The sequence below is a fragment of the Microbacterium sp. ZW T5_45 genome (genome assembly GCF_044987415.1).
Lineage (GTDB): Bacteria > Actinomycetota > Actinomycetes > Actinomycetales > Microbacteriaceae > Microbacterium.
Window position 1 is genome coordinate 1 of sequence record NZ_JBJDRJ010000028.1, and the last position, 11,766, is coordinate 11,766.

At 62.4% G+C, this 11,766-nt stretch carries 9 protein-coding genes and 1 pseudogene; 4 read left to right on the plus strand and 6 right to left on the minus strand.

All coding sequences use genetic code 11. The features are described from left to right. Positions 1 to 628: 628 nt before the first annotated feature. Complete coding sequence (locus tag ACI3KS_RS13875; protein WP_404919169.1) at positions 629 to 1,129, plus strand: helix-turn-helix domain-containing protein; 501 nt, start codon at positions 629 to 631, stop codon at positions 1,127 to 1,129. Between the two features lie 136 nt (positions 1,130 to 1,265). On the opposite strand, the gene ACI3KS_RS13880 is transcribed toward ACI3KS_RS13875, so the two are convergent. The 3 genes from ACI3KS_RS13880 to ACI3KS_RS13890 form a co-directional block, all read right to left on the minus strand. Then, positions 1,266 to 2,312: a Ca2+-dependent phosphoinositide-specific phospholipase C gene (locus tag ACI3KS_RS13880; RefSeq protein ID WP_404919132.1), complete on the minus strand. Its 1,047-nt coding sequence runs from the start codon at positions 2,310 to 2,312 to the stop codon at positions 1,266 to 1,268. Positions 2,313 to 2,386: 74 nt separating this feature from the next. Then, the gene (locus tag ACI3KS_RS13885) at positions 2,387 to 3,805 is read right to left on the minus strand and encodes an amidase (protein ID WP_404919133.1); all 1,419 of its coding nucleotides are present in this window, start codon (positions 3,803 to 3,805) and stop codon (positions 2,387 to 2,389) included. A gap of 11 nt (positions 3,806 to 3,816) precedes the next feature. Next, entirely contained in the window at positions 3,817 to 4,905 is a 1,089-nt protein-coding gene (locus tag ACI3KS_RS13890; RefSeq protein WP_404919134.1) for a phosphotransferase enzyme family protein, read from the minus strand. A 296-nt stretch (positions 4,906 to 5,201) separates the two neighbouring features. Here ACI3KS_RS13890 and ACI3KS_RS13895 point away from each other — a divergent pair, with 296 nt between their 5' ends. Beyond that, on the plus strand, positions 5,202 to 6,590 hold the full coding sequence (locus ACI3KS_RS13895) for an aspartate aminotransferase family protein (RefSeq protein ID WP_404919135.1): 1,389 nt from the start codon (positions 5,202 to 5,204) through the stop codon (positions 6,588 to 6,590). Between the two features lie 103 nt (positions 6,591 to 6,693). Further along, a complete protein-coding gene (locus ACI3KS_RS13900; RefSeq protein ID WP_404919136.1) occupies positions 6,694 to 7,464 on the plus strand; it encodes a GntR family transcriptional regulator in 771 nt (256 codons plus the stop codon). A 422-nt stretch (positions 7,465 to 7,886) separates the two neighbouring features. On the opposite strand, the pseudogene ACI3KS_RS13905 reads toward ACI3KS_RS13900, so the two are convergent. Beyond that, positions 7,887 to 8,978: pseudogene (locus tag ACI3KS_RS13905) on the minus strand (IS3 family transposase). 148 nt (positions 8,979 to 9,126) lie between these two features. Here ACI3KS_RS13905 and ACI3KS_RS13910 point away from each other — a divergent pair. After that, positions 9,127 to 9,336 (plus strand): hypothetical protein, encoded by a 210-nt coding sequence (locus tag ACI3KS_RS13910; RefSeq protein WP_404919170.1) that lies wholly within the window; start codon positions 9,127 to 9,129, stop codon positions 9,334 to 9,336. A 222-nt stretch (positions 9,337 to 9,558) separates the two neighbouring features. On the opposite strand, the gene ACI3KS_RS13915 is transcribed toward ACI3KS_RS13910, so the two are convergent. Both ACI3KS_RS13915 and ACI3KS_RS13920 read right to left on the minus strand, forming a co-directional pair. Then, a complete protein-coding gene (locus ACI3KS_RS13915; protein WP_404919137.1) occupies positions 9,559 to 10,863 on the minus strand; it encodes an ABC transporter permease in 1,305 nt (434 codons plus the stop codon). Further along, the gene (locus ACI3KS_RS13920; protein ID WP_404919138.1) at positions 10,860 to 11,558 is read right to left on the minus strand and encodes an ABC transporter ATP-binding protein; all 699 of its coding nucleotides are present in this window, start codon (positions 11,556 to 11,558) and stop codon (positions 10,860 to 10,862) included. Before ACI3KS_RS13920 ends, ACI3KS_RS13915 begins: the two co-directional genes overlap by 4 nt. Between the last annotated feature and the right edge of the window lie 208 nt (positions 11,559 to 11,766).

The window sequence follows — 11,766 nt, forward strand, 5'->3', positions numbered from 1 at the left end:
CTTACGCCCCGTGGGGCCGGGCATGAGATCGGAGATCGACGCCCACTGGGCATCCGACAACAACACGAAACGACTCACCCGACAACACTCTCAGACCACGCCCACCATTTAGGAGACACGCCCTAGCTAGCATCCGTCACGCTCCCCTGGCCAAGACACTGAAGATCACGCCGACATCATGCTCCACATTCGCGCCACAGCGCTCTTCGAGGACCCGCACGTGCCCGTCCTAGCTCGCAGGGCCCTAATCCTGGATGCCACCCAGCGTATGCATGTGGAGGCAGTCAAAGTTGTCTTCGTAACATCGGGCGCCTCACGCTTGTCGCACACCTACGGGGACATGAGTGTTGCAGAGGGTGACGTTGTTACCGTCCCCGAAAACACCTGGTGCGCGGGAGACCCCGTGGGGTACGTCAACACCGTGACGCTGTACCTCCGCGGTGATTTCGTCCGCAGCGAGACTCGATGGCTGCCGACAACGCACCCGCTCCGTCCGCACTTCGAGCTGGCGCACCGCGACGGTGCGATGCCACGTGTTCTGAACATCGGGATCTCGGCCATGCGCCTGCTCACCCCACGGTTGCATCGACTCAGCGCGATTAGCGGTGAGCCACTGAAAGTCCTCCAAATGTTCTCGCAACTAAGCGCCGTCCTCGATTCCCTCGCCCGACATTCGGGTAAGGATCCCCGCCCTGTGGGAGGTGACGAGCGTCGGCGGCCGACGGTTCCTCGAGCGCAAATCGCGACCGCAGTACGCCTACTTCAGGGGCACCTTCAGCGGCAGTGGAGAGTTTCCGAGCTCGCGCGCGCGGTCTCCTTGTCGGAGTCTCAGTTGACACGCCTATTTCGACGCGAGCTGGGGACGAGCCCCGCGGCCTTTCTGTGGCGCTCGCGCATTGAACGCATGGCAGAGCTTCTCGCCGCGCAGCACCTGACCGCAGCGGACGCTGCATCACGGGCAGGATGGGCGAGCGCCGCCGCTGCAAGCCGAGCCTTCAAACGGCACTATGGAGTGAGCCCTCGCGGATTCGCAAGAGATCTATGGGGCGAGGGAGGCGTACCGTCGCATGAGGAGAGACCCAGCCGCGCGGGCCGCCACCAGAACGACGGCGCCGCGGCCCTTCGCTAACGTTCATGGTGCCGCTGGCCTTTTTCACCGGCGCGATGCTCCTGACCATTCTCGGGCGCACGTGCGCTCCGAACAGGACGGCGACCCCGCGCTTACCGTCCTAGCCATCCGCGTCTATCGATGGTGCCTGTACCTGTCACCAGGCGGGACGGGGCCGAGAGAATTTGTCGGCGCCGAAGTCGACGCCGTAGCCGGTCGCCGTTTGCGGTGCGTAGCCTGGGAAGTCTGTGGAGACAATCTGCGCTCCACTGGCCAGGGCTGCATCCCTTTCATCAGGAGATATCTGCAGATCCGTGTCCGCCCGTGTACGAACTATGTAGCCGTTCGTCACTAGCTCCCGAATGAGTGTGGCCTGCGGTACGTCTTGGATGATGAATGCCACGTCGTCTCGGTCTGCGGATTGAGACAGTCCGTCGACACTCGAGAATATCGTGCGGTCGCGCAAGGGGCGCTGCTCGTACAGCGCCCTGTATTTCTCGTTCGGGTACATGACGAACATGACCTTTCCGCGAGTATCACCGATGGTGGGCCAACCATGAGAGAGAGCCATGTCATTGAGTGTGTTCGCTTCACCGAGTAACGCTTGTGGTCGCATGAGGCTGCTTCCGAATCGATCGGATATCGCGTCGTCAAGCGCGGCGAAGATCTCCGGTTCGAATTCAGCTAGGGTCCAGTCCAGGAAAGCGTAGTCAGCTTTGAACTCCAGCAGAATGCTGATCGGCAAGTGCCCGGTATGACTCGCCGACCACAACGCGATCTCGTCGAGAGCTAGAAGGAAGTCGACGGAGTTTCCGCCGTTCGCCGTCACGGGTGCGTGACTTATCGAGAAGGTGCCGTCTGTATGAACGCGTACGTCGAGTTCGATGCTGCGCACTCCTGCGTCGAGTTGATCCCAGAGCGGAGGATGCGCGTATTGCAGAGCGGCTGTTCGATGTGGCGCTCCGATACCGAGAAGAAAGTTCTGGACCATGTTGGGGCGCGAGATGTAGCTGTTGTGGGTCGCTACTGTCTGGATCTGGTCGAGTCGCAGGTTGTCGGAAAGGCCCGACGTGGCTGAGGTGTCGGTCCAGTTGCGGTACTGACCATCAGGCAGTTCGGCGACCTCAGCTTTGTGCTGAGTGAATCTGGTGCGCTGTGTGTCGAGGGCAGCGCGCCCGACCGCCGCAGCATTCAGAACACCCACACCTACTAGGGTTACTGCGGCAGCGAATAGTCCTGCCGCAATCCGGAGTAAGAAGCGTGCTACGCGGCGACGTCTCATGCTGTCGCCGCGTCGAGGGGAGGGCGACGAGTTCCCCCGGTGCCCGCTTGCTCCAGTTGCGCACACAACGCCAGGATTGTCGGTTCACTGTTGTTGGGCCCGATGATTTGCGCGCTCAGGGGAAGCCCTGAGGTGGTGAAGCCAACCGGCATTGCGGCCGCGGGATTGCCGAGTACGTTCCAAATAGAGGTGTACGAGCTGACGGGTGTGGCCTTTCTGACCGCCGCGATCGCGCCGATCCGATCGAGTTGTCCGACTGGTAGGGCCGCCGAAGGCGTCGTTGGCGTGATCAGCAGGTCGGCGTCCTCGAAGAGCTTCTCGAGGAATGGTTCGCCCAGTTTCCGGGCCGATTCTTCCGCCCACGGGCCGAAACGTTGAAGCGGCCGTGCGACTCGCAGGAGGGCCTTCGTGCGACGCTCTAGCAACTGCGGGCGATCAGCACGAGCAGCCTCATCGCTGATGCCGGCGCCCAACTGCAGTTGAAACTGCAGCCCCAGGCGAGGGTATGGAGGGTCAACTTCGATAATCTCATGCCCCAGTTGCCTCAGGAGAGCCGTGGTGCGCACGAGCGCTGCGACAGTTTCACGATCGGCCGTGGGCCCTCCTGACGGGTTCTTGATCGACACTTTGACTCGAAGAGGCCGTTTGATCCGTTCCGTTGCTGCGTGGGTCATCGAACGCGACAGCGGTGCTGCCGTGTATCGGTCTCCGGTCCGTGCTCCGCCGATGGCATCGTGAATGAGTGCGCTGTCCGATACGGTGCGTGTGATGGGGCCGATCGCCCCGAGTGCACGCCAGAGGTCAGGATTGGGAGCGAGGCTGACTCGACCGCGTTGGGGTTTGAGGCCGAATAGGCCGCACCAGCTTGCTGGGAGCCGAATCGACCCTCCCCCATCGCCTCCAATGCCTGCGGCGACCATGCCAGATGCGACGGCCGCTGCCGTTCCCCCGCTCGATCCTGCTGTAGATCGATCGCGATCCCATGGATTCCGGGTCCATCCAAATGACTCGGATTCGGTGAAGGGCCAGATCCCGAATTCCGGCATTCGCGTCGTCCCGATAATTATCGCTCCGGCCGCCCGTAGACGGCGCACCACCTCGCTGTCTGCAATTGCAGGCGCAGAGTATGCAGCGCTACCGTATCGGGTCGGCAGGCCCGCAATGTCGTTCTCTTCCTTGATAGCGATGGGCACACCATGCAATGTTCCTCGCGTCATTCCCGCCTTGCGCTCGGCGTCGAGCCGATCGGCTTGGGCGCGGGATTCTTCCGTGAAGATGTGGGCAAAGGCGTTCAGGAGGGGGTTTAGGAGCTCGATGCGGGCGATGGAATGCTCTACGAGTTCGCGTGCGCTGATCTCGCCCGTAGATACCCAAGCCGCCTGTTCGGCGACTGAGCTGTATAGAAGTTCCGTCATTTGCTTCCTTCCTAGTTTCGAACGATCCAGCGCGGGTCCGCCAGGAACTTTGCAGCGACTTCCACGGTACCGGGGAGGTTCTCATTCCAGAGATCCGTGGGAAGTGCGTCCGGCGAGTGCGTCGTCGACCAACCCAGCATGGTGAGTCGGCGGAGCATGGAGAAAGCGGCAGCGACGCCGAGCTCGCGGTCTGACAAAGGCAACACACTGCGGTAGCCGTCGAGCCAAGCAGCGGCCATACCTGAAGCCTCTGGCCGATGTTCGTAGAACGTCAGAGCAGCGGCGAAATCGTAGAGATAGTAGCCGTATCCGCAGTCATCAAAATCGATGATCGCTAGCGAGTCATCGTGGGTCATGACGTTGGATGGGCGCAGGTCTCCATGGATCAGCCCGAAGTGCTGGGGCGATTTCGAAACCTCTGCTTCCGCCAGAACGTCTTTCGCTCGGTTCTCCGCGCGCTGCAGCAGCCCCCGATCGGGGGCTGGCATCCTCGCGTTTCCCCAATGCCCCCAACGCGCGTGAGTCCCCACCATGTCTGAAACATCCCAGGCGAAGCGTGTGAAAGAAGCCGGGGGCGTCCATGAACTAGCGTGACGATGAAGGGCCGCGGTGAGCGCACCGATTTCCTCATAATGCTGGGTGAACTCGGGTTGCTCTTCGAGGATTGTCCCTTCGATGAACTCGAACGACACCGCTGTCCAAATTGCACCATTCGGGTCGATGATGGTCTGGACCCAGTCCCCGTCGGCACCACGGACGGGTGATGGCGTAGGTATTCCAGCCCCCGATCTCAGTGCTTCAACCCACACGAGTTCGGAACGAATGTGCTCCGTACCTGCTGCATACCCAGGCCGTCCGAAGCGGACCACAAGCCGCGACTGGCCTTCGAACTCGACTCGAAAGGTCACATTCTCAGAGAGCACGATGAGGGCGACCTGTGTGGACGGCGGAAGCCCCCAGGCGCGTTGGATACCCTCACGCACCCACCGCGGCGCAGCGTCCCCTCTCTTCACAGAGTGAAACTGCGTGAGTAACGGACCCAGGGCCGGTGAGGACGCCCCTCCATCCGGGACGCGGGAAAACTCAAGTTCATCGAGCATGTAAAAACCCTTCAGCGAAGGGCCGAACGCCAGTACAGACACTAGTGCCTGATTGAGCAGTCGCGGGGGACGATGACGTCAGCGTTAACCGGCCATTTACCTAGAGCAGCCGTGTCGTAACGCGGGCGTAACACTCGGCATACTGCGGCCTGCCATCCGGCCCGAGAATTGTCTTGCACCGCTTACGACGGCCGGACGCCATTCCATCTCTCCGGCGGTGTATTCAACAGCAAGAGCGCCGCTTCGAAGTCGCCTACGGTGCGCGGCTCGGCGCATCGACAAGAAGGGGATCTCCAGTGAGCAGCTTGACTGCAGGGCAGACCAACGGAAGTAAACGCGGAGCCACCGGTCACGCGTCGATCCTTAACGGCAACAGTTTCGATGCGGAGGACACTGCAACGTTGGACCCTGGGGCGCGCTCGCTTGTGGAACGTCGCCATGCTCGGCTGGGGGCGGCGTATCGGCTCTTCTATCGGCGTCCGATCGAGTTGGTCCGTGGCCGGGGTGCATATGTGTGGGATTCAGTAGGCAACGAATACCTGGACTTGTACAACAACGTCCCGTCACTGGGTCACTCGCATCCCGCCGTGATCGACGCGGTGCATCGCCAGATGACGCAACTCAACACGCACACCCGTTACCTCCATCCTGGCGTGATCGACTACGCCGAGGACATTCTCTCCACCATGCCTGGCGCGATTGACCAGATCATGTTTGTCTGCACAGGATCAGAGGCCAACGATCTCGCGCTCCGCGTTGGCCGCGAGTACACCGGCGGTACCGCATACATTGCAACCAGCGAGGCGTATCATGGCAATACCGCGCTTGTCAGTGCGCATTCCCCATCGCTAGGCAGCGCCGAGAAGCTGGACCCAACCCTGCGCGTGGTGGATCCACCCGACACCTACCGCTGGGGTTCGTCCCGAGCCGCTGGCGTCGCCTTCTACAACGCTGTGGCTTCAGCGATCAGCGAAATTGAAGCATCGGGTGACGGGCTAGCAGGCATCATCGCTGACCTCTCGTTTTCATCGGATGGCATCTATACGGGCGAAGATCAGATGGTGCGCGCAGCGATTGAGCTGGTTCAACAGCGCGGCGGAGTTTTCATCGCCGACGAGGTCCAACCGGGATTCACCCGCCTGGGCGAGTCGTTCTGGGGATTTCAACGACACGGCGTCGTTCCCGACCTCGTGACAACTGGCAAGCCGATGGGTAACGGAATCCCCATCGCGGGGATGGCCGCTCGAAGTGAGGTCCTCGAACCGTTCAGCACTGCACGACCTTATTTCAACACGTTCGGAGGCAACCCGGTATCCGTGGCAGCGGCTCAGGCAGTTCTCGACACCATCCGCGGTGAGAACCTACAGCAACATGCGTTCACGGTCGGAGAGGAGTTTCGCTCCGCGCTGAGCGAGTTGGCCGCAAACCACCCGAGTATCGGGGACATTCGCGGATCGGGGCTGTACACAGGGCTCGAGCTGGTCATGGACAGAGAAACGAAAGAACCTGCGGAGACGCTTGCTCTCGATCTCCTCGAGGAACTCCGAGAGCGCCATGTTCTCACGAGCGTCTGCGGTCCGACAAACAGCGTCCTCAAACTCCGCCCTCCGCTTGCGTTCCAAGCGTCGGACATCCCGCGTGCCGTCGACGCACTCGACGCCGCCCTCACCGCGCTGAACGCCTAGTCTCACGCATCGCAGCACATGGGCCGTGCACGGAATATCCTGACCACAGAGTACCTCTCGACGTAGTTATGCGCCGAGGTCGCCAAACACATAATGGAGTCACATGCAGCGGGGCAAAGAAGGTCTGGAGCAGCAAATTGAGAGGATGATTGTGCGGGCCGAATTCCGCCCCGGAGAGCGGATGGGCTCCGAGCGCATGCTCGCCGAGCGTTTCGACGTGGCTCGGTCAGCTCTGCGCGAAGCGCTCGATTCGCTGGAGGAACGGGGCCGGATCCGCAGGAACATGGGTCGTGCCGGTGGCATCTACGTCGGTGACGGCAAGATCGACCGCAACCTCAATACGATTCAGAGCATTCCACACATGCTCCGGCAACAAGGCTACCGTTCGAGCACCACCGTGCTCCGTTCGGAGTTAGGGCTAGCCGCGCCTTCCGAGCGTCGAAATCTTCGCCTTGTCGAAGGTGAATACGTCCTGAGGCTCCAACGTCGCCGAGATGCCGACGGTGAGCCCTTGTCGCTGGACACAATGTCGCTGCCCGCTACGCTTCTGCCAAACATCCAACGCCATGACTTCAGCGCCAGCGTCTATGACATCCTCTCAAAGGAGTACGACATCGAGCTGGCCCACGCAGACGAGACGATCGACGTTTCCTCTGCGACGGCCGACGAAGCGGCCGTCCTTAGGGTGGAAGTGGGGGCACCGCTCATCAGCATCTGGCGAGTGAGCGTGGACACGCTCGGGCGCCCCATCGAGTTCGCTCACGACATGTTTCGCGCGGATCGCACCCGCATCAGTATGAAGCGTCATGGATCCCGCTGGAAGCACGCGTCAAGCAAGCACGCCAATCAGGAGTCGGGATACGCCGGCGGTTGATTGCGCTGCTCGACTGGCGTGAGCGCGCTGGTAGCACCGCTCGTTCGATCCGCTCACCGCATCGTGTGCAGTGCACTTTGGCTTGCACGGCGACATCACCCCCACGGAGCAGTAGAGAGGGAACTACTGCGCGGATGAACGGGGCCAGAGGGCATAGCCATTCATCGTTGCCGCAGGCGAAGAGTGTTGCGCAGGTGGTTTCGTCGAGGACGTAGGGAGTTACGAAGTCGTGTGGAGGGAACTTGCCGTTAGTGCGCGGCTGCGGTGCAGCCAGCCAGAGCGCACGTGAGTGGGCGCCAGCGGCGCGGAGCGTTTGTGTCGAGATGCTCACCTTCCAGAGCGCGTGACAGACCTCGGCTCTGGAGATATTGGTAAATCGGATCGCGATCGGGACTGCTGCACGAGTAAGTGACAGGTTGCAGTCATGCCGCCAGTGCGACGGTCGTGTTCATGATGGCCTCGAACTCGATAGGCGTATGCCCAACCGGTTGTGACGGCGTCGGCGGTGTATGTCCGCTCTATCCAGATGACCATCGCGATGCGCAGCTGCTCGCGGCTCGTCCAGGACCGGCGGTCGAGGACGTTCTTCTGCTGTAGGGCGAAGAACGGGGCCATAGCGGCGTTGTCCCCGCTCGACCCGGCTCTTCCATACTCCCGACCATGCGATGGCGGGTGAGAGCGCGGAGCATCTTCCTGCTTCACAATTGAGTTCCTCGGTGAGAGTGGACCACGCAGCCGGCGACGTCGCCGCGCTTGGCGACGGCGTTGTCGAGCGCCTGGACGGTCATGCGAGACTTCATCCGCGGGTCGATCGAGTACCCGACGATCCGGCCAGAGAGAACACGTCTTTGATCGCAGAGGTCGAGCTGCCCTCGGCAGTCTCGTGCCCGGTGATGTCCGTAGGCTACAGCTGGCGGGTGCATCGGCCGCGAAAACATGCCGCGTCGTGCCGTGCTCGTCAACGACGGCGCAGAGGTCGTCCGGACGGGTGGGCCAGGCCTGTGTGCCTTGCCGCGCTTGGGCATCCCGAACGCGCTGAACCAGCCGTTCGCGGATGCGATCCGCCACGCGGTTTGGTCCGACATCGCTTCGCCGTGGTCGCGGGCTTCGTCGGCGAGCAGCCGGTGTCCCCTCACGTCCCGTGACGGGGTTCGCCAGCCAGCGGTAGAGGGCTGGTGGGAGAGCTTGAGTACCCGACGCGTCACTGTCACAGGGATCCCTGTGCCGACGAGCTCCATCACGAGCGGGTAGACCCTGTTCCCGGCAGGTTCGCCTGCGGCAGATACGCCGCCGCCGCCGCAACACCTCGTTCTCCTGCTCGAGCAGCCGGTTCCGCTTCCGCAGCTCCCGAATCTCTGCAGCCTCGCTGCGCGACTGACCGGGCTTGACACCCTCGTCGGGATCGGAGCGACGCAGCCACTTCTGCAACATCACCGGGTGAACCCGAAGTCTTTCGCGATCTGCTCGATTGTCACTCCGGGCTCGCGGTTGCGCGCGACGCGCAAGGCGCGCAGTAGCCGTTGACCGCGAAACGCTCCCCTCCAGGAGCGCACGTGATATCCCCTTCCCGCCTTCGCACCGAGCGCGTAAACCCTCGGCTACGACCGACGAACAATCAGTGAGGACCTCTCCGTACGCGTTTCGGACGGTTCGTTCACGGTTATCGTCGGACCCAAAGCGTGCGGCAAGTCCGCCCGGCTCCGCGCTCTTGCCCGCCTGATCGACCCGACCAAAGGGCAGGTTCGACCCGACCGAAGGACAGGTGATGTTGGACGGTCGAACTGTCTCCTCATACGCGACCAGAGAATTCGCCCGCACTTTCGGACGACTACCGCAGTCTTCGCTCGCTCCCGATGGCATCACCGTAGCTGATCTCGTTCGCCAAGGCCGGTAGCCACATCAACGCCTGCTCTCATCCTGGAAGGCCGAGGATGAGCAGGCCGTGACCGCAGCGCTGGCCGCGATGGGCATCGCGCAGCTGTCAGAACACCTTCTCTGCCAAAGTGCCATCCGACTCAACCGGCATGCTCCCCGGAAATCGGCCCCACGAAATTGCACTGCCCGGGCCTGGGCCCGGGCAGTGGGTTGTTCTTCTTACTCGTACCGGAGGGAGTCGACGGGGTCGGCTCTGGCGGCGCGGGCGGCGGGTAGTGTGCCGGCGAGGAACGCGATGGCCATGACGAGCAGGATGATGGTGGCGATGGATGCTGGGTCGAAGGCAATCAGGGTGAGTCCGGGGAGGTCGGCGAGCAGGGTGCCGGACAGTATGGAGCTGAGGCCGGTGCCGGCGAGGATGGCGATCAGCGCGCCGATCGCAGATCCCAGGAACCCGATGAAAGTGGCTTCGAGACTGAACAGCCCGAATATTTTTCCGCTGCCCATGCCCATGGCTTTCATGAGCCCGATCTCTCGGGTGCGTTCCTGCACGGACATATAGAGGGTGTTGACAATGCCGAACGCGGCGGCGAGCAGCGCGATGATCGCGAATGCATTGAGCACGAGCACGATTCCGTCGATCACCGTGGTGATCATTCCCAGCTGGTCGGCGATGGTCGTACCGGTGAATCCTGCATCGGCTAGGCGATCCTTGAGTGCATCGATCTCTTCGTCGGTTGCGTCTGGGGCGAACCACACGGAGACCTGCGAGTACCGGTCCGCGTCACTGGCGGGGATGCCGGTGGATTGCGCGCCAAACAGTGCGTCGCTGAGCGCGGAGTTAGTGAGGATACTGCTACCCGTGGGAGAGGCGAGCGCCTCCTCGGTGACGCCGACGACAGTCGCGTCGATGGTGTGCTGGGTTCGCAGGGCATCCGTGATCCCGATCGTGATGGTCTCCCCGATCGCCTCCTCGTCGCTGCCGAATCCAAGCGGCTCCACGTACGACTGCGGCAACGCCACCTGATATTGATCGGTGTCCGCATCCGGCTCCCTGCCATCGGCGAGAACGGTGGTCTGCCCAGCAACGAGGCTGCCGACCGATGCGACCAGCTGGGTGCCGTCACCGAACTGGATAAAGTCCGGAGTGATGGTGCGCTGAGCGTCGACGCTGACCACCCCGTCGGTGCCTTCGATCGTATCGATGTCCTCAGGGGTGAGCGCGGTGACGGTCATCCCGGGGATCTGTGTGGACACTGCGTCCGGGTCGTACTCCTGAGGCTCGCCATTGCCGCCCAAAGGGTTACCTGCGGTATCTTCGGGGGTTTTGGTGACCGTCATCGCATCGGACGCCCCGACACCGGAGACGGTGTCGTCGATGTAGGCGTTGATACCTGTGCCCAGCCCGCTGGTGATCGTCAGAGTGAACGCGCCGATGAAGATCGACAGGATCGTGAGGATTGTGCGGGTCTTCGAGCGGAAGGTGTTGGAGACGGCGGAGCCGAGCAGATCCAGCGTCTTCATGCTGCCACCCCCGCGGTGTCGTCGACGAGGAGACCGTCGCGAATGCGGAGCTGCCGGTCGCAGCGGGCAGCGAGGTCATCGTCGTGCGTGACGACGATGAGGGTGATCCCGTGGTCCCGATTCAGATCGAAAAGGATGTCCTCCACGACGGCACCGGTCTTGGAATCGAGGTTTCCGGTCGGTTCATCGGCGAAGATGATCCGCGGGTTGTTCACGAGGGCGCGAGCGATCACCACCCGCTGCTTCTGGCCGCCCGAGAGGTTGACGGCCTTGTTCTTGGCCTTGTCGGCGAGTTCGAGCTGCTCGAGTGCGGCCATGCCACGCCGCCTTCGTTCCGCAGCCCCCACGCCGGCGATCTTCAACGGCAGAGTGACGTTCTCGATCACCGTTGCGCTGGGGATGAGGAAAAACTGCTGAAACACGAATCCGAACGTCTTGTTCCGCGTGCGGTTCAGTCGGCGTCCCTTCAGCTCGCGGGTGTCGAGGTCCTCGAGGGCGATGCGGCCGCTCGTGGGGGCATCGAGGAGCGCGAGGATGTGCATCAGGGTGGACTTTCCTGATCCAGACTTACCGAGGATCGCGATCGATTCGCCCTCCTCGATGGTGAAGCTGACGCCCTTGAGGGCGTCGAAGCGGGTCTGTCCGCGTCCGTACGACTTGTGGAGGTCGTCGGCCCGAATGATGTGTGTACTCACGAGAGACTCCTGGTTGCCCGGGCGGGCGGTATGTGAAAGGTCGATGTGTCCACCCTCCTCGCCGCCGATCTTTCACGCGTCCCCCTGGCGTAGACACTCGTGTACCGCAGATGCGGTATTTCCTGACGCCGCACCCGGGTGACGACAGGGGGCGGCCCGGCACGGCACACTAGGAGGATGACCCGCCCGCCACGTTCCCTCCAGGTGG

Bases quoted from the DNA above. Each gene is read 5' to 3' on its own strand.
- ACI3KS_RS13900 (WP_404919136.1), top strand. From the start codon at position 6,694: ATGCAGCGGGGCAAAGAAGGTCTGGAGCAGCAAATTGAGAGGATGATT.
- ACI3KS_RS13875 (WP_404919169.1), top strand. From the start codon at position 629: ATGTTCTCGCAACTAAGCGCCGTCCTCGATTCCCTCGCCCGACATTCG.
- ACI3KS_RS13885 (WP_404919133.1), bottom strand. From the start codon at position 3,805: ATGACGGAACTTCTATACAGCTCAGTCGCCGAACAGGCGGCTTGGGTA.
- ACI3KS_RS13890 (WP_404919134.1), bottom strand. From the start codon at position 4,905: ATGCTCGATGAACTTGAGTTTTCCCGCGTCCCGGATGGAGGGGCGTCC.
- ACI3KS_RS13915 (WP_404919137.1), bottom strand. From the start codon at position 10,863: ATGAAGACGCTGGATCTGCTCGGCTCCGCCGTCTCCAACACCTTCCGC.